Source organism: Agrobacterium sp. BT-220-3, from assembly GCF_025910175.1.
GTDB lineage: Bacteria > Pseudomonadota > Alphaproteobacteria > Rhizobiales > Rhizobiaceae > Agrobacterium > Agrobacterium oryzihabitans.
In genome coordinates this window covers 702,867-726,231 of record NZ_JAPAIX010000001.1, presented here as the reverse complement: position 1 = coordinate 726,231, position 23,365 = coordinate 702,867, and the positions used below count along the sequence as shown (strand labels likewise).

Annotated in this window: 21 protein-coding genes; 14 read left to right on the top strand and 7 right to left on the bottom strand. The window is 60.0% G+C overall.

What is annotated here, in order from left to right; translation table 11 throughout:
* Nucleotides 1-150 precede the first annotated feature (150 nt).
* Nucleotides 151-2,223 (bottom strand): lytic transglycosylase domain-containing protein, encoded by a 2,073-nt coding sequence (locus OK142_RS03750; protein WP_498681127.1) that lies wholly within the window; start codon nucleotides 2,221-2,223, stop codon nucleotides 151-153.
* A gap of 375 nt (nucleotides 2,224-2,598) precedes the next feature.
* Here OK142_RS03750 and dapA point away from each other — a divergent pair, with 375 nt between their 5' ends.
* Together dapA and smpB are read left to right on the top strand one after the other, a co-directional pair.
* Nucleotides 2,599-3,483: a 4-hydroxy-tetrahydrodipicolinate synthase gene (dapA, locus tag OK142_RS03745; protein ID WP_216331045.1), complete on the top strand. Its 885-nt coding sequence runs from the start codon at nucleotides 2,599-2,601 to the stop codon at nucleotides 3,481-3,483.
* 216 nt (nucleotides 3,484-3,699) lie between these two features.
* Nucleotides 3,700-4,182 carry an SsrA-binding protein SmpB gene (gene smpB, locus OK142_RS03740; protein ID WP_035218083.1) on the top strand — a complete coding sequence of 161 codons (483 nt, stop codon included), beginning with the start codon at nucleotides 3,700-3,702 and terminating at the stop codon, nucleotides 4,180-4,182.
* 156 nt (nucleotides 4,183-4,338) lie between these two features.
* On the opposite strand, the gene OK142_RS03735 is transcribed toward smpB, so the two are convergent.
* Together OK142_RS03735 and OK142_RS03730 are read right to left on the bottom strand one after the other, a co-directional pair.
* The gene (locus OK142_RS03735) at nucleotides 4,339-5,838 is read right to left on the bottom strand and encodes a methyl-accepting chemotaxis protein (protein WP_498681125.1); all 1,500 of its coding nucleotides are present in this window, start codon (nucleotides 5,836-5,838) and stop codon (nucleotides 4,339-4,341) included.
* A 236-nt stretch (nucleotides 5,839-6,074) separates the two neighbouring features.
* Complete coding sequence (locus tag OK142_RS03730) at nucleotides 6,075-6,644, bottom strand: LabA-like NYN domain-containing protein (protein WP_003496951.1); 570 nt, start codon at nucleotides 6,642-6,644, stop codon at nucleotides 6,075-6,077.
* Nucleotides 6,645-7,037: 393 nt separating this feature from the next.
* On the opposite strand from OK142_RS03730, the gene rpoZ reads away from it, so the two are divergent.
* The 11 genes from rpoZ to recO all read left to right on the top strand — a co-directional run bounded on the left by rpoZ (nucleotide 7,038) and on the right by recO (nucleotide 16,605).
* Complete coding sequence (rpoZ, locus tag OK142_RS03725; protein ID WP_082184018.1) at nucleotides 7,038-7,430, top strand: DNA-directed RNA polymerase subunit omega; 393 nt, start codon at nucleotides 7,038-7,040, stop codon at nucleotides 7,428-7,430.
* 131 nt (nucleotides 7,431-7,561) lie between these two features.
* Nucleotides 7,562-9,796, top strand: coding sequence for a RelA/SpoT family protein (locus OK142_RS03720; protein WP_035242706.1), 2,235 nt, complete (start codon nucleotides 7,562-7,564; stop codon nucleotides 9,794-9,796).
* A gap of 197 nt (nucleotides 9,797-9,993) precedes the next feature.
* Complete coding sequence (locus tag OK142_RS03715) at nucleotides 9,994-10,140, top strand: hypothetical protein (RefSeq protein ID WP_003496944.1); 147 nt, start codon at nucleotides 9,994-9,996, stop codon at nucleotides 10,138-10,140.
* Nucleotides 10,141-10,588: 448 nt separating this feature from the next.
* A complete protein-coding gene (locus tag OK142_RS03710) occupies nucleotides 10,589-11,167 on the top strand; it encodes a DUF2062 domain-containing protein (RefSeq protein ID WP_137037367.1) in 579 nt (192 codons plus the stop codon).
* Nucleotides 11,164-11,568, top strand: a complete 405-nt coding sequence (gene acpS, locus OK142_RS03705; protein ID WP_035242703.1) for a holo-ACP synthase — start codon at nucleotides 11,164-11,166, stop codon at nucleotides 11,566-11,568. Before OK142_RS03710 ends, acpS begins: the two co-directional genes overlap by 4 nt.
* 208 nt (nucleotides 11,569-11,776) lie before the next feature.
* Nucleotides 11,777-12,523, top strand: a complete 747-nt coding sequence (gene lepB / locus OK142_RS03700; protein WP_003496938.1) for a signal peptidase I — start codon at nucleotides 11,777-11,779, stop codon at nucleotides 12,521-12,523.
* Entirely contained in the window at nucleotides 12,520-13,239 is a 720-nt protein-coding gene (rnc, locus tag OK142_RS03695; protein ID WP_003496936.1) for a ribonuclease III, read from the top strand. The genes lepB and rnc overlap by 4 nt, the downstream gene beginning before the upstream one ends.
* A gap of 73 nt (nucleotides 13,240-13,312) precedes the next feature.
* Complete coding sequence (gene era, locus OK142_RS03690; RefSeq protein ID WP_216331048.1) at nucleotides 13,313-14,263, top strand: GTPase Era; 951 nt, start codon at nucleotides 13,313-13,315, stop codon at nucleotides 14,261-14,263.
* Nucleotides 14,264-14,508: 245 nt separating this feature from the next.
* Complete coding sequence (locus OK142_RS03685) at nucleotides 14,509-15,261, top strand: Crp/Fnr family transcriptional regulator (protein ID WP_313609030.1); 753 nt, start codon at nucleotides 14,509-14,511, stop codon at nucleotides 15,259-15,261.
* A 136-nt stretch (nucleotides 15,262-15,397) separates the two neighbouring features.
* Complete coding sequence (locus OK142_RS03680; protein WP_313609031.1) at nucleotides 15,398-15,784, top strand: response regulator; 387 nt, start codon at nucleotides 15,398-15,400, stop codon at nucleotides 15,782-15,784.
* Between the two features lie 56 nt (nucleotides 15,785-15,840).
* Nucleotides 15,841-16,605 (top strand): DNA repair protein RecO, encoded by a 765-nt coding sequence (gene recO / locus OK142_RS03675; protein WP_498681120.1) that lies wholly within the window; start codon nucleotides 15,841-15,843, stop codon nucleotides 16,603-16,605.
* 2 nt (nucleotides 16,606-16,607) lie between these two features.
* On the opposite strand, the gene OK142_RS03670 is transcribed toward recO, so the two are convergent.
* The gene (locus OK142_RS03670; RefSeq protein ID WP_082184022.1) at nucleotides 16,608-17,822 is read right to left on the bottom strand and encodes an MFS transporter; all 1,215 of its coding nucleotides are present in this window, start codon (nucleotides 17,820-17,822) and stop codon (nucleotides 16,608-16,610) included.
* A gap of 180 nt (nucleotides 17,823-18,002) precedes the next feature.
* Here OK142_RS03670 and OK142_RS03665 point away from each other — a divergent pair, with 180 nt between their 5' ends.
* Complete coding sequence (locus OK142_RS03665; RefSeq protein ID WP_498681118.1) at nucleotides 18,003-18,737, top strand: class I SAM-dependent methyltransferase; 735 nt, start codon at nucleotides 18,003-18,005, stop codon at nucleotides 18,735-18,737.
* Nucleotides 18,738-19,017: 280 nt separating this feature from the next.
* Here the strand turns inward: OK142_RS03665 and OK142_RS03660 are convergent, their stop codons facing one another.
* The 3 genes from OK142_RS03660 to OK142_RS03650 are packed head-to-tail and all read right to left on the bottom strand — an operon-like array spanning nucleotide 19,018 to nucleotide 23,287.
* A complete protein-coding gene (locus OK142_RS03660) occupies nucleotides 19,018-19,860 on the bottom strand; it encodes an MOSC domain-containing protein (protein ID WP_498681116.1) in 843 nt (280 codons plus the stop codon).
* 11 nt (nucleotides 19,861-19,871) lie between these two features.
* Nucleotides 19,872-20,516 carry an HD domain-containing protein gene (locus OK142_RS03655; protein WP_498681114.1) on the bottom strand — a complete coding sequence of 215 codons (645 nt, stop codon included), beginning with the start codon at nucleotides 20,514-20,516 and terminating at the stop codon, nucleotides 19,872-19,874.
* Nucleotides 20,513-23,287, bottom strand: coding sequence for a DUF2339 domain-containing protein (locus tag OK142_RS03650; protein ID WP_498681112.1), 2,775 nt, complete (start codon nucleotides 23,285-23,287; stop codon nucleotides 20,513-20,515). The genes OK142_RS03655 and OK142_RS03650 overlap by 4 nt, the downstream gene beginning before the upstream one ends.
* Between the last annotated feature and the right edge of the window lie 78 nt (nucleotides 23,288-23,365).

Here is a 23,365-nt window from a genome sequence, read left to right as displayed (position 1 = left end):
TTGTCAGTGATGGAAAGCCCGGCTCTCGAGCCGGGCTTTTTCTTTTGAAGCCATCAAAGGCAGAAAAGTCTTCCGTTCAAATGCGGAAAACAAAAAAGCACCGGACCAGCCGGTGCTCGAATGCATGCAGCGATCGGCCGATGCTGGTCGTTATCCCGCCCGCCCATGACGCAAATCATCGACGATATCGGCGGCCTGTCCAAGCCGGGTCTTGTAAACCTGATAATTCTCCATCACCCGCTGCACATAGTTGCGGGTTTCGGGGAAGGGGATGCGCTCGATCCAGTCAACCACCTCGTCGATGGGCTTGCCGCGCGGGTCGCCGTAACGGGCGATCCATTCCGGCACGCGCTTCGGTCCGGCATTATAGGCGATGAAGGTGAGGATATAGGAGCCGCCGAAACTGTCGATCTGTTCGCCGAGATAATGGGCGCCGAGCGTGGCGTTATAGCCCGCGTCGCTGGTCAGCATTGCCTGCGTATAGGGCAGGCCATGGCGTCCGGCCACGCCCTTGGCGGTTCCCGGCAATAATTGCAGCAGCCCGCGGGCATTGGCGGCGGAGACCGCGGCCGGGTTGAAGGCGCTTTCCTGTCGGGCGATGGCATAGGCAAGCGCCTTGCCGGAGCCGGCAATATTGGCGCTCGCGGGAATGACGCCGAGCGGGTAGGCGAGCGCTGCCGCATCTATACCGCGGCTGAAGGCCGTCTTGCCGATTTGCAGCGAAACCTGATGGTTGCCGTTGCCCTCCGCGCGGGCGGCCAGAATGGCAAGTTCGCCCGGGCTGTCGAGCTGATCCGCCAGCGACCGGTAAAGGCTGTCGGCCCGCCAGCCATAACCTGCGGCCTCCAGCCGGTCGATGGCGCGCACGGCTTCGCGGCCGGCGAAGCGTTCACGGTCGCCGCCACTGGGGGCGGGATAGGTCACGTTCAGTGTCTTTGCGCCTATCCGTGCAGCGGCGAGCTGGCCATAAAAGGTGCCGGGATGACCGGCGGCCTTGGTGAAGAAATCTCGCGCATTGCCCGGCCCGCCCGCTTCCGCCGCCCGTCCGAGCCAATAATAGGCGCGCGAGGCCGAAAGCGGCCGGTTCGAGGTCTGCAAAAGCGTATTGAAGTGGCGGGAGGCCGCCGCGGGGTCGCGCAGCGCCCGCAGCGCGTACCAGCCGGCGTGGAATTCCGCATCGGCAATATCAACGGCGGAGGTGGCCGAATGATTGGCGACGATGCGATAGGCCTCGGCGAAATTACCGAGATCCGCAAGACCGCGGGCGATGATGCGCCGCTCGTTCCACCATTCGCCGGGATTGACGAGTTTGCCCGCTTCTTTGGGTGCCTGCCGCAGCAGGGCGGCCGCTTCGGGGTATTTTTGCTGGTTGCGCAGGTTTTCAACGCGCGCGAAGAGAAAAGCCGTGTCGTTGCGCCATGTCGCATCCACCTTGCCCAGAAGCGCGCCCGCATTGGCGGATCGCTGCAACACGGCGGCCCAGGCATTGTAAAGCGGCTGCGCCTTGCCCAGATCGCCAAAGCGCTTCGCCTGGCCGATGCGGCTGCGATACATCAGGTAATCCATGCGCGCCTTGTGGTCGGCGGGCGTGAGGTAAGTGGGGAACTCGGCAAGAACACGGTCTTCCATGTCCTTGTCCATGCCTTCGCTCACCCAGAGCTGGCGAACGAGGTTCTGCGCTTCGGCGCCCTTGCCGGAAGAAGCAAAAGCCTTGGCGAGCACCACCGTGCCCTCGGCCGTTTCCGGCCGGCTGCTGCCAAAGGCGGCAAGCACCTGGGACGCGGGTGGATCTTCACGGTAAAGCGCTTTTTCTGAATTGGCGCGCAAGGTTGCCGCACCCGGCCAGCCGGTCAATTCGCGCTGGGCTGCGGCGATCTCGGCAGAAGGCACATCCTTCTGGCCGGAAACGGCAATCGCCCAGGAAAGAATGTGCCGGTCAAGGCTGCCCGAGGGCATGGCGTTGCGCAGTGCAATGGCGCGCGCGGCATCGCGGCTGGAAAGGGCGTCGAGGCCCACCTTCAACTGGCCGGCATCATCGGGACGGTTAAGCCGCGGTATCGCACCGGTGATTTCGGGGGAGGCGGGCATGAAGGCAGGAACGGTCGGCGCATTCGGCTTCACATAGGGAAGCGGCACGGAACCTTCCGGCACGGGGCCGGCCAGCGCGTTCCAAACGGTTGCGGCAAGACCTGCCGCCATCAATGCCCAAACTGTCTTTTTCATACCGCTCTTCATCACCGGACGGAAACAATCGACCTTCTTGTATTGTCAATTCATTGCAGCGGGATTGCGGGAAGCGCCTGTGGTTCTGGTCCGAAATCCCGCCTTCAAATCTACGGAGATCGAGGTTAACGAAATCTTACCTGCCGCCGCGCAATCCTATCAACTTTTATTCACCGGCTCGCGAGCGGCGCGCATTTCCACCGCCTCGTTTTTTCAGCTGCCGTGTGGCGCTCGAAGAGTGTCACACTTCCGACAATTTCGGACAAAATAGGCTTCCTTTGCGCTTGTCGGCGCCAAGGGCTGGCACTAATGTGTGCCGGTTTTAACCATCGAATGCGGCCGAAGCATGAACCGGCTCGGCGCCAGGAGCTTTGCATGTTCAAGGGATCAATTCCCGCCCTCATTACCCCGTTCACGGACAATGGCGCCGTGGACGAACAGGCATTTGCCGCCCATGTGGAATGGCAGATCGCCGAAGGCAGCAACGGACTTGTGCCTGTTGGCACGACGGGGGAATCTCCAACCCTGTCCCACGACGAGCACAAACGTGTGGTCGAGCTGTGCATTGAGGTAGCGGCGAAACGGGTTCCGGTCATTGCGGGCGCTGGCTCCAACAATACCGATGAGGCGATCGAGCTTGCCCTGCATGCGCAGGATGCCGGTGCGGACGCGCTGCTGGTGGTCACCCCTTATTACAACAAGCCGACACAGAAGGGGCTTTTCGCCCATTTTGCCGCTGTCGCCGAAGCGGTGAAGTTGCCGATCGTCATCTACAATATCCCGCCGCGCTCGGTCGTGGATATGTCGCCGGAAACCATGGGCGCGCTGGTCAAGGCCCATAAGAACATTGTCGGCGTCAAGGATGCGACGGGCAAGATCGACCGTGTTTCCGAACAGCGCATTTCCTGCGGTAAGGATTTCATCCAGCTTTCGGGTGAAGACGGCACGGCGCTCGGCTTCAACGCCCATGGCGGCGTCGGTTGCATTTCGGTCAGCGCCAATGTCGCGCCGCGGCTCTGTTCGGAGTTCCAGGCGGCGATGCTTGCCGGCGATTATGCCAAGGCCCTTGAGTATCAGGACCGCCTGATGCCGCTGCACAAGGCCATCTTCATGGAGCCCGGCGTCTGCGGCACCAAATACGCGCTTTCGAAAACCCGTGGCGGCAACCGCAAGGTTCGCTCGCCATTGATGAGCACGCTGGAACCGGCAACGGAAGCAGCGATTGATGCCGCGCTGAAACATGCCGGCCTGATGAACTGAGGGAGGCTTGAAGGCCTTGAAGGCGCGCAATGGACCTGCTTCGCGACAGAAGCGGTTCCGCGCGCCTTTTCTTTTTGCGACGACGATACTAAATAGAGCATGCCTCCCAGAAGTGGTCACCGGTTTTGGGACAAAGACATGCGCAAAAATATAGTTCGAAAACCGCTCCGGCCGGCAGGCTGCGGCGCAATAAGAAAAACAAGGGATTGAAATATCATGGCCCCCAAAGGCAGCCAGCGCGTGGTGAACAAGATCGTTGCGGAAAACCGCAAGGCCCGGTTCAACTACGAAATCATCGACACCTATGAGGCGGGCCTCGTGCTGACCGGCACCGAGGTCAAGTCGCTGCGCGAAGGCAAGGCGAACATCGCCGAATCCTATGCCTCGGACGAGGGCGATGAAATCTGGCTGATCAACTCCCACCTGCCGGAATATCTGCAGGCCAACCGGTTCAACCACGAGCCGCGCCGCCGCCGCAAGCTGCTTTTGAGCAAACGCGAAATCAGCCGCCTGCGCGCCGGCATCAACCGCGACGGCATGACACTGGTGCCGCTGAAGGTCTATTTCAACGAAAAGGGCCGCGCGAAGCTGGAACTGGCGCTCGCCAAGGGCAAGAAGCTGCACGACAAGCGCGAGACGGAGAAGGAACGCGACTGGAACCGGCAGAAGTCGCGGCTGCTGAAGGGCGGCAACGCTTAAACCCTACTCCCTCATTCCTGTGCCTGTCACAGGAATCCAGCTGACGCGCGTCCGCGCGGAGAGAGAGTCTTTCCAGCCCAAAGACTTGGGCTGGCTAGATTCCTGTGACAAGCACAGGAATGAGGAGAGCGAGGATACTTTCGCTGCAGCGAGCCGTTACGCAGCCCGGTAAGTCCGCTCCACATAGGCCTTCGACGCCGAAACGCTGAAGCGGCTGACAAGCGCTGCGAGATTGGCGCTGACATCGCTCAGATTATGCGTCGCCGCATTGGTTTCTTCCACCATGGCCGCATTCTTCTGGGTCAGATTGTCCATGCTGTTGATGGCGGCGCTGATTTCCTGAATGCCGACGGACTGCTCCTGCGCCGCCTTGGTCAGCGAGGTGATGTGATCCTGGATGTGATCGACCTTGTTGCCGATCGTGTTGAGGGATTCGCCAGTCTTGTTGACCAGCGATACACCCTGCATCACATCATCGGAGGATTTGGCGATCAGGGTCTTGATTTCCTTGGCGGCGGTGGCCGAACGCTGGGCGAGTTCGCGCACTTCCTGGGCGACGACGGCAAAACCCTTGCCGGCATCGCCGGCACGGGCGGCTTCCACGCCGGCATTCAGCGCCAGAAGATTGGTCTGGAACGAAATCTCGTCGATGACGGAAATGATCTGGGTGATCTTCTGCGACGACTCCTCGATGGCGCCCATCGCCTTGACCGCTTCAGTCACCACATCGCGCGACCGTGCCGCCTCGACAGCCGAGCTTTCGACGATGGCCTTGGCCTCTTCGGAGCGCTGCGCCGAAAGCCTGGAGATGGTGGTGATTTCCTCAACGGCGGCGGCGGTTTCCTCAAGGGCTGCCGCCTGCTGCTCCGTCCGGCGGGCCATGTCGTCTGTCGCCGACGTCAGCTCGCGCGTATTGCCCGATATCTTGTTGGCTTCCTCGACGATTTGCGCAAATGCACCGGAGAGATTGCCGACGGCCGTATTGAAATTGGCGATCAGCCCTTCGAATTGCGGCGCGGTTTTTTCGCCGATGCTGGAGGTTAGGTCGCCATTCGCCAGCTTGGTGAGCGCGTTGTTGAGCAGTTCGAGAACATGGTCCTGCTCCTTCTTCATCTGCGCCTGCTCTGCCTCCACCTTCAGTCGCTCGGCTGCGAGCACGTCGAGATAAACGGAGATGGAATAGTCCATGTCGAGAAGGGCGGCCTTGACGGTCACCGTCAGGGCGTCCTTCAGCTTTCTGGCCTTCTTTTCCACGAAAAGGCCCTTCAATTCGGAATCGATGACGGCCTTGACGATGCCATCAAGCATCAGCGCATAACCGCCAATATACCATCGCGGCTCCAGCCCCAGCTTGGCATGGGTGCGGCCAATGGCGGTCACGGCGTCGGTGTAATCCGAATTGAACGTGCCGGAGGCAATTCGCGTCCAGTGTTTCACCTGCATGCTCTTGGCGTGCTGAATATGCGCATCGCTCGAAAAGAACTTCGCCGTCTCCGGCACCGTTCGCACCTTCGCATAAAAACGGTCGAGAGAAGCATCGAGAGAACCGGTGATGACACCCTTAATTTCTGAAAGGTTTTGCCGTTGCTCGTGACCGAGCCCCAGAAAATTCAGTCTTTCATCGAGTTGTCGGTCGGTTTTTGCTTGGCCATGCATGTCTAGTCATCCTGATTTGGCACCGAAATCATGTGGTTGGCGCCGTTGCGGTGATTTAGACACGTCTAAAATTAACCAAGTTATAATTTTCACTGTCTGAATTTGATGTTTGTTAATTTCAAGGGCAATTTTTACCTCTCACGCCGGGCGGCTGCGCGAGGCGAGGACGCCAAACAAAAAACGCGCCCGTCTTTTGTACGGACGCGTTCGTGATGTAATCGCAGTGAAAACCGGGATCAGATCGTCTCGGAGCTTTCGGCGTGACGGGCAGGGCGCTCGTTCGGATCGCGGCCGATCTCGGCCTTCAGCGTCATGAGATCAATGAAGTGATCGGCCTGCCGGCGCAGGTCGTCGGCAATCATTGCGGGCTGCGTTGCCATGGTGGATACCACGGAAACCTTGCGGCCCTTGCGCTGAAGCGCATCGACGAGCGTGGTGAAATCGCCGTCGCCGGAAAACAGCACCAGATGATCGACGGTCTCGGACTGCTCCATGGCATCGACGGCAAGTTCGATATCCATGTTGCCCTTGATCTTGCGGCGACCCAGCGCGTCCGTGAATTCCTTGGCGGGCTTGGTTACGACCTTGTAGCCGTTATAATCCAGCCAGTCGATCAGAGGGCGGATCGAGGAATATTCCTGATCTTCGATAAGCGCGGTGTAATAATAAGCGCGCAGCAGATAGCCACGCTTCTGAAACGCCTTCAGAAGCTTGCGATAGTCAATATCGAACCCCAGGCTTTTCGATGCTGCATAAAGATTGGCCCCGTCTATGAAGAGCGCAATTTTCTCCCGTGGATCGAACATTCCATCCCATTCCTTTTTTTGGAAAGGCCATTATCTGGCTTTTATTTCCGGTCGCTAACGCAAAAAATCATGTCGTATCAACGAATTTTGCGCGTCGCCGTTGCGTTTTAAGTAAGCTACCTTCCCCCGTATTCCAAGACAATTCTTCTAGACATTTTGTTCATCAGACGCCAAACATGGGCAATAAGGTGCCAAAAGACGCCAAAGACAGGAAAAACTTGAATTCCGCGGCCAATGGCTGTATCGGAAGCTGGAAGGCATCGTCGCGAAAAATATCCAGCGTTTTTCTCAAGGCACGAAGCACAGATTCAATAGGTTAGAGTGTCCCTTGTGCACCCCCCGGGAACGCACGGCGCTCTGATCCACGACATTACGACCCGCAAAGGACAGGCAATGGCCCGCGTCACAGTAGAAGATTGCATTGATAAAGTAGACAACCGTTTCGAGCTGGTGCTTCTTGCCAGCCACCGTGCACGCCAGATTTCTCAAGGCTCTTCCATCACGGTTGACCGCGACAACGACAAGAACCCTGTCGTGGCGCTGCGCGAAATCGCTGATGAGACGCTGTCTCCCGACGATCTGAAGGAAGACCTCATCCACTCGCTGCAGAAGCATGTGGAAGTGGACGAGCCCGAGCCCGATCCGGTCACGCTCGCAGCCTCCGCTGCTGCCGATGGCGAAGACGACGACCAGCCGGAAACGGTTACTTTCGACCAGATGTCGGAAGAAGAACTGCTGGCCGGTATTGAAGGCCTTGTGCCGCCAGAGAAAAATGACGACTATTGATCTGACTTTATGACGCCATGGCAGGCGGTGGTTACCGTCTGTCAATATTTGCCGTCATAATCTGATCCTTATTGATGCAGCATTGTGCGCCGACCCCAAGGTTGGCGCGCTTTCTTTTTGTGGAATATCGCATGATGCGGCAATACGAACTCGTTGAGCGGGTTCAAAAATATAAACCGGATGCGAATGAGGCCCTGCTGAACAAGGCCTATGTGTATGCCATGCAGAAACATGGCCAGCAAAAGCGGGCCAATGGCGACCCCTATATCTCGCATCCGCTGGAAGTTGCCGCCATCCTCACCGAAATGCATCTCGACGAATCGACCATCGCGGTGGCGCTGCTGCACGATACGATCGAGGACACTACCGCCACCCGCGCTGAAATCGACGAGCTTTTCGGCGAAGACATCGGCAGGCTGGTGGAGGGGCTGACCAAGCTCAAGAAACTCGACCTCGTCACCCGCAAGGCCAAGCAGGCCGAAAACCTGCGCAAGCTGCTGCTCGCCATTTCCGATGACGTGCGCGTCCTTCTGGTCAAGCTCGCCGACCGCCTGCACAACATGCGCACCATGGAATATATGCCGGCGGACAAGCGCAGCCGCATTTCCGAAGAGACCATGGAAATCTATGCGCCGCTCGCCGGCCGCATGGGCATGCAGGACATGCGCGACGAGCTGGAAGACCTGTCCTTCCGTTATCTCAACCCGGAAGCCTATGAGACGGTGACCAACCGCCTGCAGGAACTGGAAACGCGCAACGAGGGCCTCATCAAGAAGATCGAGGACGAGCTGCGCGAGCTTCTCGTGGCGAACGGCCTGATCGGGGCCAACGTCAAAGGGCGTCAGAAGAAGCCCTATTCGGTGTTCCGCAAGATGCAGTCGAAGTCGCTCTCCTTCGAGCAGCTTTCCGACGTCTACGGTTTCCGCATTCTGGTGGACGATATTCCCTCCTGCTACCGGGCGCTCGGCATCGTGCACACCCGCTGGCGCGTGGTGCCGGGCCGCTTCAAGGATTACATTTCCACGCCGAAGCAGAACGACTATCGCTCCATCCACACCACCATCGTCGGCCCGTCGCGCCAGCGTATCGAGCTGCAGATCCGCACCAAGCGCATGCACGAGATCGCCGAATTCGGCATCGCCGCCCATGCGCTTTACAAGGATGGCGAAAACGGCGAGGGCGATCTGCTCTCCAAGGAGTCGAACGCCTATTCGTGGCTGCGCCACACCATCGAATCGCTGGCCGAGGGCGACAGCCCGGAAGAGTTCCTCGAACATACCAAGCTGGAACTGTTCCAGGACCAGGTGTTCTGCTTCACGCCCAAGGGCAAGCTGATTGCGCTGCCGCGCGGCGCAACACCCATCGATTTCGCCTATGCCGTGCACACCAATATTGGCGATACGACCGTCGGCGCCAAGATCAACGGGCGGATCATGCCACTCGTAACCCGGCTCAACAATGGCGATGAGGTGGAGATCATCCGCTCCGGCGTGCAGGTGCCGCCTGCCGCATGGGAAGAGGTGGTGGTGACGGGCAAGGCCCGCTCGGCCATCCGCCGCGCCACCCGCATGGCCATCCGCAAACAATATTCCGGCCTCGGTTATCGCATTCTGGAGCGCACCTTCGAGCGCGCCGGCAAGGCCTTCTCCCGGGAAGCGCTGAAGCCCGTGCTGCATCGCCTGGCGCAGAAGGATGTGGAAGACGCCATCGCCGCCGTCGGACGTGGTGAGGTCTCCTCGCTCGACGTGCTGCGTGCGGTCTATCCCGATTATCAGGATGAGCGCGTCACGGTGAAGATGACCGGCGACGATGGCTGGTTCAACATGCGCAGCGCCTCCGGCATGGTCTTCAAGATCCCCGGCAAGTCGCGCTCGGTTCTCGAGGACGACGGTGCGGCCGAGATGCTGGATGGACCGGACCCGCTGCCCATCCGTGGCCTTTCCGGCAATGTCGATGTGCATTTCGGTGCGGCCGGCGCCGTTCCGGGTGACCGCATTGTCGGCATCATGGAAAAAGGCAAGGGCATCACCATCTATCCCATTCAGGCGCCTGCGCTGCAACGCTTCGATGACGAGCCGGAGCGCTGGATCGACGTGCGCTGGGATCTCGATGAGGCGAACAAGTCGCGCTTTATGGCACGGGTGATGATCAATGCGCTGAACGAGCCGGGCACGCTCGCCTCGGTGGCGCAATCGATCGCAACGCTGGACGTCAATATTCGCGGCCTCAACATGGTGCGCATCGGCACGGATTTTTCCGAGCTGGCGCTCGACGTCGAAGTCTGGGATTTGCGGCAGCTGAACCAGCTCCTGTCGCAGCTCAAGGATCTCGATTGCGTATCCACGGTCACGCGTGCCTTCGATTGAGGCATTTTTGACCGTCTGCACATTTGAAAAGGCCGTTGTTATGCGTTGAATGCATGGCAGCGGCCTTTTCCTGTCTCTGGTCGTTGGTGGGGTTTGCGACTATCTTCCTCTCAGAAATTGAAGAAAAGGAAATGAGGCGTGCCGGTGGATTGACACCGATGAGAAACGCCGCTTCCAAACCGAAAGGACCGAAAATCATGTTTACTCCGCTTCGCAAGATCGCCCGCGCTGTTCGTGGCAAGACCACCCAGGAACGCGAATTCGAATATCTCAGCGGCTCCGTGTCGAATGTCGACCTCGAGTTCCGCCAGCGCGAAATCGACCGCGGCCTGTTCCGCCGGTAATGCACGCAGCGCATGGCAGCCAATCGCCATGCTTATGGAGCCAGCAGGTGCAGCCGTATCGGCCTGTGTATTGCTGTGTCTCGCAAACTATGTGAATGCGCGCTTCAAGCGGGCGTCCACCGCTGTCCGGTCTAGATGACAGGACACGTTGCTTTTGACGCGAAGTTGACGGCGAGAGGGTGCGTATTTCCTCGACGTCATCCTTGGGCTTGTCCCAAGGATCTAATCACGTTGAATTAAATCAATCGGTTGCAGATCCTCGGGACAAGCCCGAGGATGACGTCAGAGTGTCCGGCAAGGTTCGTATTCATCTGGTGACGCCGCGCAGTATCGGCGGAATGCCAGCTAAGGCCGGGATGACGGAAGCGGAGAATACACCTGCAAAAGAAATCCTCCCGTCGTCTATGATGCTCTTGGCTCAACCGGGGCGATGAAATAGACTGCGCCCATGCCGTTTCGCCGTCGTGAACCCGTTGGTTTTTCAGAGAAGATTCGTGACCTGTTTTGGCCGCGAACGGGTTTTTCCCGTTCGCTGCGCTATATGAAGCTGCGCCTTCTGCGGCTTTCCGCCTCTCCGCATTCGATTGCCGCCGGTGTCGCCATCGGTGTCGGCGTGGCCTGGACGCCTTTTCTCGGGGTTCATATCATCATCGCCATGGCGCTCGGTTTCCTCATGCGCGTCAATCTGGTTGCGGCCGCTCTCGGCACCACCTTCGCCAATCCGCTGACATTTCCCTTCATCTGGGCATCCACCTGGGAACTCGGGCACTTCATCCTCGGGCGGCAGAAGGCGGAGAGCGCCGGACATGTGGATTTCGTGGCGCTGTTCAGCCATCTCGAATTCCGTCAGATATGGACGCCGGTACTTGAACCCATGACCATCGGTGCGCTTTTTCCCGCCGCCATCAGCGCGGTTATCGCCTATGTCGCCGTTTATGGCCTCATCAGCGGCTTTCAACGGCGCAAGATGGAAAATCTCGCGCACCGTGCCGCCAACAAGAACGCTTCTCTGGAGATGCTGAAATGATCATTGGATTGGGCAGCGACCTGATCGACATCCGCCGCGTCGAAAAGTCGATCGAACGGTTCGGCGAACGGTTCACGCATCGCTGTTTTACCGATATCGAGCGCGCTAAATCCGATGGCCGCAGGAACCGTGCCGCTTCCTATGCCAAGCGCTTCGCCGCCAAGGAAGCCTGTTCCAAGGCGCTGGGCACCGGACTTGCGAACGGTGTTTTCTGGAAGGATATGGGCGTCGTCAATCTGCCGGGCGGCAAGCCGACCATGAAGCTGACCAACGGCGCTGCGGAAAGGCTGGCCGAAATGCTGCCTGCCGGTCACCGCGCCAATATTCACCTGACGATCACGGACGATCACCCTTACGCTCAGGCATTTGTGATTATCGAGGCGCTTCCCGTGACCGGGTAAGACCCGGTGAAGCCGCAATGGCGGCCTATTTGCGGGCGTGTCACAGAAGCGCTTCCCTTCGGGCTGGAAAGGTTCTAGAGAAGTCGCAGAAATATGAAAGCGTTGCCGGCTGCGTGAAAACCGCTTGCCCGCCGCAAATGCGATAAAACAACGGCCCGGATGCTTCGTAAAGTCGGAGAAACCGGTAAACAATCAGGCAGGTCTTTAAGTGTCCGAAAAAGCTGAGAAGAAGCAGAACGCCCTCTGGGAGAACGTCAAGGTCATCATTCAGGCGCTGCTGCTGGCCATGGTCATCCGCACCGTCCTGTTTCAGCCCTTCACGATCCCGTCAGGCTCGATGATGCCGACGCTTCTCGTGGGCGACTATCTTTTCGTCAACAAGTTCTCCTACGGCTATTCGAAATATTCGCTGCCCTTTTCGCCGAACCTGTTTTCGGGCCGCATTCTCGAATTCAGCAAGCCGAAGCGCGGCGATGTCGTGGTCTTCCGCCTGCCGCCCAATCCTGAGGTTGATTACATCAAGCGCCTCGTCGGCCTGCCCGGTGATCGCATCCAGGTGACGAACGGCGTGCTGTTCATCAATGGCCAGCCGGTACCCAAGCAGCCCGATGGCACCTTCACCTCCGATTACCGCGCCGATCCGGGCGCCAATGTGCCGGTCTTCCGCGAAACGCTGGATAATGGCGTCACCTACGACACGCTCGACCAGTCGCCCGATTCGCGCGGCGACAACACGCGCGAATTCGTGGTGCCGGAAGGCCATTATTTCATGATGGGCGACAACAGAGACAATTCGCTCGACAGCCGCTTCGACGTCGGTTTCGTGCCTGAGGAAAACCTGATCGGCCGCGCCAGCGTCATCTTCTTCTCGCTGGGCAACGACACGCCGTTCAGCCGCATTTGGGAATGGCCGGCCAACATGCGTTGGGACCGCCTCTTCAAGGTTGTGGAATGAGCAAGACCAAGCCGCTTTCGAAGGAAGAGATTTCCCGTCTGGAAGCGTTGATCGGATATGAGTTCAAGGAAAAGGCCCGGCTTGATCGGGCCTTGACCCATGCCAGCGCCCGCTCTGCCGCCGCCGGCAATTACGAGCGGCTGGAGTTTCTGGGCGACCGTGTTCTTGGTCTCTGCGTTGCCGAACTGCTGTTCTCGACTTTCCGTCATGCCTCCGAAGGCGAGCTTTCCGTTCGCCTGAACCAGCTCGTCAGCGCTGAGTCCTGCGCCGCGATCGGCGACGAGATGGGCCTGCACAATTTCATTCGCACCGGATCGGATGTGAAGAAACTGACTGGCAAGGCGATGCTGAACGTGCGCGCCGATGTGGTCGAAAGCCTGATTGCCACCATCTACCTGGATGGCGGGCTGGAAGCATCGCGCAAGTTCATTCTGAAATACTGGCAGGGCCGCGCGACCAGCGTGGATGCCGGTCGGCGCGACGCCAAGACCGAATTGCAGGAATGGGCGCATGCCAGATTTGCGACCACGCCCGCTTACCGGGTTGACGATCGATCCGGACCGGATCACGATCCCCGCTTTACGGTGACTGTCGAAATTCCCGGCGTAAAGCCGGAAACCGGCGTCGAGCGCTCCAAGCGCGCGGCCGAACAGGTGGCGGCAACAAGATTGCTGGAACGCGAAGGCGTCTGGCAGAAGGGCTCCACCCAGAACTGAGCGCCCGCCATAGGGTGCTAAATCGAGCGCATGGCGGACCGAAACGGCCGCATGTTGAATACCTCTGACCTTGATGGATATCATGACCGATCACGAAAACCCCGCCATTGCAGGCGAAGACAATAACCTTCCGACCCGTTCCGGCTTCGTCGCCCTCATCGGCCCGACCAATGCCGGCAAGTCGACGCTGGTCAACAGGCTGGTGGGCGCCAAGGTCTCGATCGTCAGCCACAAGGTTCAGACGACGCGTGCGGTGATGCGCGGTATCGCCATCCACAAGAACGCGCAGATCGTTTTCATGGACACGCCCGGCATCTTCAAACCGCGCCGCAGGCTCGACCGCGCCATGGTCACTTCCGCCTGGGGCGGCGCGAAGGATGCCGATCTCATCCTGCTGCTGATCGACAGCGAGCGTGGTCTTAAAGGTGACGCCGAGGCTATTCTCGAAGGCCTGAAGGATGTTCCGCAGAAGAAGATCCTCTGCCTCAACAAGATCGACCAGGTGAAGCGCGAAGATCTTCTGAAGCTTGCCGCCGCCGCCAATGAGACGGTGGCGTTTGACCGCACCTTCATGATTTCAGCCACCAACGGTTCGGGTTGTGAAGACCTGATGGATTATCTGGTGGATGCCCTGCCGGAAGGTCCGTGGTATTACCCGGAAGACCAGATTTCCGATCTGCCGATGCGCCAGCTCGCCGCCGAAATCACCCGCGAGAAGCTGTTCCTGCGCCTGCATCAGGAGCTTCCCTACGCCTCGCATGTCGAGACGGAGAAGTGGGAAGAACGCAAGGACGGCTCGGTACGCATCGAGCAGGTGATCTATGTCGAGCGCGACAGCCAGAAGAAGATTGCACTGGGCAAGAACGGCGACGCCATCAAGGCGATCTCCACCGCCTCGCGCAAGGAACTGTCGGAAATCCTCGAGCAGCCTGTCCACCTTTTCCTCTTCGTCAAGGTGCGCGAGAACTGGGGCGACGATCCCGAGCGCTTCCGCGAAATGGGCCTGGAATTCCCGCGAGGCTGACGCACATCCTCTCCATCCCTCATTCCTGTGCTTGTCACAGGAATCCAGCCAGCCCAAGTCCTTGGGCTGAAAGGACTCGTCCCGCCGCGTAGACACGCGTCGACTGGATTCCTGTGACAAGCACAGGAATGAGGGAGGTGCGCAAGTTACGCCTCACAAATCTTCAGCCTCCATCGGGAACCGATTGCGTTCGGGCGGGTTGTTCCAAAACAATTGGGCGCAACCTTTTTCGATGACGGGCATTCATGTCGCCAAAAAAACCGAACGGAATTTCCACCACGCCTTGCCAGCACTGTCCCTTGCGCGACCTGCCGCATTTCAGGGATTTTTCATCGCCCGAGCTGGATTTCGTCTCCCGTTTCAAAACGGGGGAGCTGGCGGTTGAAAGCGGCTCCGTCATTCTAATGGAAGGGTCGCACAGCGCCCATCTTTATACCGTGCTGCATGGCTGGGCGTTTCGCTACAAGACGCTGGAAGACGGAAGGCGGCAGATCCTCAACTATGTCATGCCGGGCGATCTGGTGGGCCTGCAGGGCACGGTGATGGGGGAAATGCAGCATTCCGTCGAGGCGCTCTCGCCGGTGACGCTCTGCGTCTTCGAGCGGTCCCGCCTCAACAATCTCTTCACCGATCATCCGACCCTTGCCTATGACCTGACCTGGATTGCGGCAAGCGAGGAGCGCATGCTCGACAACCATCTGCTCAGCATCGGCCGGCGTACCGCGCTGGAGCGCGCCGCCTACCTCATCGCCTTCCTTTACAGCAAGGCCAAGGCGGTCAATCTCATCCAGGGGCAAACGCCGATCCCCGTGACCCAGCAGCATGTGGCCGATACGCTCGGCCTCTCCATCGTCCACACCAACAAGACGTTGAGAAAGCTAGTTGATCGCGATCTGATCCGCTGGACGGACAAGGGGTGCCTCGTTCTGGACAATGACGGGCTGAGCCATGTGGCGGGTTGGAAAAGCGATGAAAAGCGGCAAAGACCCTTCATCTGATCGTCTTTCGACATGTCTTTTTTAAATGACGGTCCGGCCGTAATTTGCGAATCCTCTCGTGCTATCGCACAAAAGACATTTCGGAGACCGCGGCGGATATCCGGGTGGCTCCCCTCAATTTGAAAGAAGAAAACATATGGTGCCACAACGGTGTGTCATCGTTGAAGATGAGTATCTGGTGGCGCTCGATGTCGAGGCGGTCCTCCAGTCCATCGGCGTCGAAACCATCACGATTGCAACGACACTGGCGCAGGCGAAGGAGACCATCGAGCAGGATGGCGCCGACTGCGTGCTTCTTGATGTCAGCCTTTCCGACGGCAAGAGTTACGATTTCGCGCGTCAGCTGCGCGATCAGGGCATTCCCTTCGGTTTCGTCAGCGGTTACGGGGACACGAGTGGTTTTCCCGATGATCTTGCGGATGCGCCCTTGCTCGGCAAGCCTTTCGGTGAAAGCGAGATTACCGATTTCGTCCTCGGGCTCGTTGGCGCGTCCGGTGCGACGGGTGAGGCCGCAAAAGAATAACGTTTCCCCGCCAGATCGGTTATGATCGGGCCTGAATCGGAATTCGGACACGTTTCATGCAGTGGCAGGACGAAGCAATCATTCTTGGCGTAAAACGTCACGGCGAGACAAGCGTCATCGCCGAGGTGATGACCCGTTCGCGCGGCCGCCATCTGGGGCTGGTGCGCTCGGGGCGGTCCCGCAGCATGCAGCCGGTTCTCCAGGCGGGAAACCGGGTGGATGTCATCTGGCGGGCGCGGCTTGACGACCATCTCGGCGAATATCGCATCGAGCCGCTGCAATTGCGGGCAGCGCAGCTGATGGAAACGGCAACCGCCGTTTATGGCGTTCAGGCCATGGGTGCGTTGCTGCGCCTCTTGCCGGAGCGTGATCCCCATCCGCATCTCTATCAGGCGCTCGACGTCATTCTCGACAATCTCCATGATCCTGTCGATGCAGGGGAATTGTTCGTGCGCTTCGAACTCGCGGTGTTGAACGATCTCGGTTTCGGGCTTGATCTCAGCGAATGTGCGGCGACGGGGCTGCGTACCGATCTCATCTATGTATCGCCAAAAACGGGCAGGGCGGTCTGCCGCACCGCGGGCGCGCCCTATGCGGAGCGGATGTTGTCATTGCCGGCTTTCTTGAGCGAAGGCCAGTCGAAGGCCGCAGACCGCGATAGCCTCGCAGCTGCCTTCCGCCTCACCGCCCATTTCCTCAACCGGCATGTCTACGATCCGCGCGGCCTGAATGAAAACGCCGCCCGCGACGGTTTCGTGCAGGCGGCGCTGAAGGCGCTGGATCGAAAGGCGCTGCCGCCCACGCTCGATAGAGCCGTATAGCTTCAGGCTATTGCGGGCCGGGGTGCCGGCCGCTCCTGAATGGGCCAGTGCACGATGGCCGCAAAAATCCCCATGCCGACGCCGAGCCACCAGACGAGATCATACGAGCCGAGCCGGTCGTAAAGAAAGCCGCCGAGCCAGACGCCGAGGAACGAGCCGATCTGGTGCGACAGGAACACGACGCCGCCCAGCATGCCGAGATGGCGGGTGCCGAACATGATCGCCACCAGCGCATTGGTTGGCGGCACTGTCGAAAGCCAGAGGATGCCCATGACGGCGGCGAAGATGATGACCGAAAGCGGCGACTGCGGCAGAAGCAGGAAGGCGCTGACGGCGATAGAGCGGGCGATATAGATATAGGCCAGCATATAGGGCTTCGAATAACGCTGGGCGATGACGCCTGCCGCCAGCGAGCCGATGATGTTGAAGAAACCGATCAGCGCCATGGCTATCACCGCATAACGCGGCTCGATGCCGATATCGCCGAGATAGGCCGGGAAATGCGCGGTGATGAAGGCCACCTGGAAACCGCAGACGAAGAAGCCGGTGGTCAAAAGCAGATAGCTCTTGTGGCCGAGCGCTTCCCTCAGCGCTTCGCCCGCCGTCTGCTGGAATTGCGTTTGTGACTGGCTGCCGGAAGAGGAGTTGCCGCGCATCGGATAGGCGAGCAGCGGCACGAGCATCATCATCACGGCAAGCCAGACGAGGCTATCGGACCAGCCATAGGTGGAAATCAGGCCCTGGCTGATGGGCGCAAACAGGAACATGCCGGCCGAGCCCGCCGCCGTGCCGATGCCGAAGGCGAGTGAGCGCTGCTGCGGCGTGACGTGGCGTGCGAAGGCAGACAGGATGACGCTGAAGGAACCGGCGGCGATGCCAAGTCCCACAAGAACGCCGCCGCCGAAATGCAGCCAGAAGGGCGAGGTGCCGAAGGACATGCAGATGAGGCCGGCCGCATAGAGGAAGCCGGAAAGCACGAGCACGCGGCCGGTGCCAAACTTGTCGGCGATGGCGCCGAAGAACGGCTGGCCAAGGCCCCAGAAGAGGTTCTGCAACGCCATGGCCAGACCGAAGGTGGAACGGTCCCAGCCGGTATCGGCGAGCATGGGCAGCTGGAAAAAGCCCATGGCTGACCGTGGCCCGAAGGTCATGACCGCAATCAGCGACCCGGCGACGATAATCAGCCAGGGCATCGTCTGGCGTGTGGCTTGCGACATGAAAATTCTCCCGCTGAAGCACCTTGCGGATTGGCGCAAGGCTTGCTGCAGATTCCCCCGTTGATGAGAGGAATATTATCTTTTGTCAGGCCGCCCCACTAGCGACTTTTCTTGACGGCATTATTCGTGCGATTGATGAGACGCCCAGGGTTGAATGCCATCGGGTAATATGAGGAAGCGATGAAGCAGAATATTTATGACGACCCGCAGTTTTTCGAGCGCTACAGCGCCATGCCACGCTCGCTTGAAGGGCTGAGGCAGGCGGGCGAATGGCATGAGCTGCGCGCCATGTTGCCCACGCTGAAAGACAGGACCGTGCTCGATCTCGGTTGCGGTTTCGGCTGGCATTGCCGTTATGCGGCGGAAGAGGGCGCGGCGCATGTCGTCGGTGTCGATCTTTCGGAGAACATGCTGCGCCGTGCCGCCGAGATAAACGGCGGCCCCGGTATCGAATATCGCCGCGCCGCGATCGAGGATATCGACTTTGCGCCTGATAGTTTCGATCTGGTGCTGAGTTCGCTCGCCTTGCATTACGTCCGCGATCTCGACGCGGCCTTCGCGAAGGTTTTCACCGTCCTGAAATCCGGCGGCGACTTCGTCTTTTCCATCGAGCATCCCGTATTCACGGCGCTGGACAAACAGGACTGGTTCTACGGCGAGGACGGCGAAATCCTGCATTGGCCGCTCGATAATTATCAGAACGAAGGCGTACGCCATTCCAACTGGATGGCGGATGATGTCGTCAAATATCACCGCACGGTGTCAGGCATTCTCAACGCCCTGCTGGCGGCTGGCTTTACGATCACGCGCGTGGCGGAACCGAGGCCCGATCCCGCTCTGCTGGCGGAGCGCCCGGACATGAAACATGAAGACCGCCGCCCGATTTTCCTGATCGTCGGTGCACGTAAAGCGTGACATAGCTCGTGCGTTGTACCGCCGGCTTGCACGAAGATTGAGATCGGCGCGTCAGGCTCGAAGCTTGCCGTTGTCCATAGTGCTCCCGTCCTCTCCTCATCTCTGTGTTTGTCACAGAGATCCAGCCAGCCCAAGTCCTTGGGCTGAAAAGAGTCCTCTCGCCGCGCAGACGCGCGTCGGCTGGATTCCTGTGACGAGCACAGGAATGAGGGAGCGAGGGTGTGCCGGCGTATGAGAACGCCGTGCCGTTTGCTGTGGATTCCGTTTGAACCGGACCGACTTACCGCCGTTTGATCGCCCAGCCGTCCGGCCGTTCCTCGACCACCTTTGCCACATCGCCAACAGCTAGCCTGCCTTCGCCGCGCGGCGTGACATTCCAGCCGAAGAGCGGGCCAGGTACACGCCGGTCACCGGACATGCGGATGCGGCCCATGGCCTTCATGGGGGAGGGCACATCGCGGGAACCGGTTGTCTGGTCCTGCGTGGTCATGATGCAGCGGGCGCAGGGCTTGACGAGGTCGAAACGGATGCCGCCGATCTCGATGGCCGCCCAGCGATCCTCCGCCCACGGCTCGTCCGTTTCCAGCACGATATTGGGCCGGAACCGCTCCATGCCGACGGCGTCCTCGCCATTGTCGCGCATATTGTCGTTAAGGGCTGCAAGCGAGGCGGTGGTGGTGACGAGGATCTGATAACCGTCGGCGAAAGTGACAGGCGTTTCGTTACCGGTCCATTCCAGATTGGCGAGGCGTCTGGAATTGTCGTCGAAAAACACCAGCCTCACGTCGCGTCCAAGCCATGCTGAAAGCGTGTCGTTGGTTTCGCCATCGGCAATGTTGGCGCTGACGATTGATCTCCACACCGCCACATCCATGCGCTGCCCGGAAGGCCTGGCGAAAATCTCGCCACCTGCTTCCCGCGAAAGCATCATGCCGCCATCCTCATGCCGCGCCAGAATGGTGGCGATATCAGGCAATTCACGTTGCGTGATGAAATGGCCGGAAGGATCGGTCAGCATCGCGCGGCGGTCGCCGGGCAGACCTTCCGCCGAAACGTCGCTTTGCGAGAGGACAATGCCGCGCGCGCTTTTCAGCGGATAGATGTTGAGTTCGGTCACACGCATCTTGTTTCTCCTCAGATTTCGTCGAGAAACAGGTCCAGTACCTGTTGCAGGCGTTCATGGCGGGCCTTCGCCAGTTCTCGCCCGGTTTCGGTGCGGAAACCGTCCGCAAGCTTGAAAAGCTTCGTTTCGAAATGGTCGATGGCAAAGGCGCGGTCGTCCAGCGGCCGGTCTTTCGCCAGCGGATCGGCCGGATCATAAAGCGCCGAACCCATGCGCCCGGCAATATAAAAGCACCGGGCTGCCCCCACCATGCCAATGGCGTCCAGCCGGTCGGCATCCTGCAGGATTTTTGCTTCCAGCATCTGCGGTTCTATATTGGCGGAAAAACTATGGGTGGTGATGGCATGCGCGGCGGCCTCAATGTCGACCTGCCGCCAGCCAAGCCCGGCCAGAATGCCGGCAGCTTTCTCCGCCGCCAGCCGCGATGCCTGCGCGCGGAGCGGCGAGTTCTTCTCCACCGCCACGCAATCATGCAAAAGCACGCTGGCCGCCAGCACCGTGCCATCGCCACCTTCGCCCGCATGGATGCGCATGGCGTTGCGGAAGACCCGGTGAATATGGGCAAGATCATGCGAGCCGTCGCCCGCATCGGCGGCGTGCGGTATCAGTTCCTGCGCAAGCGCCTCAAAAGGCGCGAAAGCCTCGGCCGCGATCATGCCTGCGGCTTCCGGGTGAGGATTTTCTGGTAGAACAGGCCGATGCCGATCAGCACCGCGCCAAGCCCGATGAAGGACAGCGCCCGCAGCACGCCTTCAAGGTTGCTCATGTCGATCAGGAAGGCCTTGGCGACGGAGATCAGCACGAAGGCGGCGGATGCCAGACGCAGGCTGCGGGCATTGAAGCGCGAGCCGAGCACGAGCAGCAGCACGCCGATCAGCAGCCAGACCACCGAATAGCTGTAGGTTTCACCCTGCAGGAAGCCCTTCCAGTCGGCAATGTTCTCGCCCTGCCAGAAGCGCCGGACCGAAAGTGTTGCCCAGGCAAAACCGAGTGCCGCACCCGCCACCGCCAGCAGGCTGACATAGGGCGGGGGACGTTTGCCGCGCGCATACCAGGCAAGGCCGCCATAGGCGAGCGCCGGCAGCAGATAACCGATCAGCAGCAGATTGAGGAACGGGATGCGGCCGGTATTTTCGCCGGTGAAATAGGGGTTGAGCGTGAAGAAATGCATTGTCAGCACGTTGATGACCGCAATCACGCCGGCAATCATCGAGCCGTAACGGAAGACGGGGCTGGGGCTCTTGAGATCCAGCGTCATCAGCACGCCTGAAAAACCGATGGTCAGCAGCGTATAGATCGACTGCTCGCCGAGCGTCGGCACGCTGTCATTGAGAGTGCCGCCATTCATCGCATGGCGGATGAGGATGGCGATGGCCAGCAGACCCATGACGCTGGCGATGGCCTGCAGAAAGTTCTTTGCCCGGACGTTCGGCCAGTCGCGCAGCATCCAGGCCGAGACGATGGCGAGCAGGGCCGGAATGCCATAACCCGGCAGCAGCGCGTTGAAGACCGGCGTAAGCCCAAGATTTTGCGGCCCGACAATGGTGGGTTCCCAGGCGATGCGGCCAAGAACGGCAACACTTGCCACCGCCATCACCCAGGGCAGAATATCCCAGTTGCGATAGCGGGTCGCCAGCACATAACCGAAGCCGATGACGGAGAGCAGCACGGTCGTCGCAAGCCCCTCAGTCAGCGTATGCAGGCAAAGCGCGAAGGCGGCAAACGAGCCGAGCACGAGGATGTTGAGCGGTTTGCGATAGGCCTCATTGTTCTGCCGGTGCAGCCATTCCGCACCGGCGATCAGCACGAGGCCGAGGCCAAGACCATAGGCCGCATGCAGCCAGTCACGGCCGAGATTGCCATATTCGACGAAGCTTGCCGTGCCGAGCCAGACCGGGAAAAGCGCTGCAATCCCCGCCCAGAGCTGGGCGAAATCCGGATCATCCGCGCCCTTGCGTTTCAGGAACGAGAAACCGCAGAGAATAAGGATGGCGCCAAGGCCGAGCGCCATGGCGATGGCTGCGGTGTAGCCCGTTCCGACGGGAGGAAGCGTGACGGCGGTATCATTTATCAGGCCGATGAAATCGATACCCTGCCGCGACATCAAGGAGACCGCAGCCTGTGCGCCGAGTGCGGCGATAATGGCCGGCCACACCGCATTGTGTCGCGCAGCGCCAAGAGCGGCAAGCGTTGCGATGAGTGCGGAAACGATGAGGGCCGGATGGGTGTCGATGCTGCCGTCGGTGAAGAGGAAGCCGATTGCCGGCACGATCGCGGCCATCGAGACAGTGAGGCTGATCGCAAGCGACGGGCGCAACAAAAGCCGCATGGCGCGAATGGCGCGCCGCTCAGGCGTGGTGCTGGTTTCGCTTTCCTCGGCGGGCGGCGTGTCGAAGTGCCTGCCGGGCCAGAGGAAAAGGGTGCCGGCCAGCATGACAAGCAGTGAAAGCGTCGGCGGTTCGGCGCTGATCGTCTCGGAAAAAGCGATATAACCGAGCACCCAGAGGCCGAGACCCGCATTGGCAAGCGAAGGAACCACGGTCCAGCCCTGCCTGCGCGCGGCGGCCGCGGTTGCGAGCCACGAGATCGTCAGGAAAACGAACAGCGCCCAGATATTCGGTGTTTCGCTGGAAATCAGCGCAGGCGTCAGCATCGATCCCAGCAGGCCGAGACCGGCGAGCGCCTGTCCGTGCAGAAGCGACAGGCCGATGGTGGCGAAGGCGACGAGCCCAAGCAGAATGAAGGCGGTGCCGGAGCCGATATAGTCATAAATGCCATAGGCCGCATAAACCACGCCGAACAGCGTCAAGGCGCCGGCGGCCGTCAGCACGCCCGGTATCATGGCGTTGGCGTAAGTGGTGGCGATGCCCGGCACAGCCTTGCGGCGGATCGCCTCGCCGGCAAGGCCGAGAACGAGACCGAAAATGGCGGCGAGCGAAAGCCGCACGGCCGGGCTCAGGAGCCCGGCTTCGATGGAATATTTGACGAGGAAAATGCCGCCAAGCGCCAGCGCCAGGCCGCCAGCCCAGACGGCCCAGCGTGCGCCGAGCAGGCTTTCGAAGCTTTCCTTCGTTTCCGGTATGGATGCAGCCTCACGCGCAAGCACGCGCTCTTCTTCCTTGCTGGCAAGGTCTTCCGCCTCCGCCATGGCGGCGGCCACTTCCGCTTCGGACGGGTGTTCGGCCTGGAAGGCCGCGTCTTCCTCAGATGCCGCGCTTTCCTCTTCCGCGTCGAAATCCGCTCTATCCGCCGAATCGGCCGTCTCCGCCTGCGCTGCCACAGGGGAAGCCACCCCGGCCGCCATCAGCCGCTTGAGGCTGACAACCTCGCGCTCGAGAGACTTGATTCGGCTTGAATTGCGGATGCTTGCGACCAGCGTGTAGATGAAGGCCGCGATGACGGCGAGGATAAGCAGCGGGATTTCCAAACAGAACTCTCCAATTACGAAGCTGTTTTTAAAGCCCTTTTGGCGAATTTATGCAAGGCCCGGTTGATGAAGCCGCGC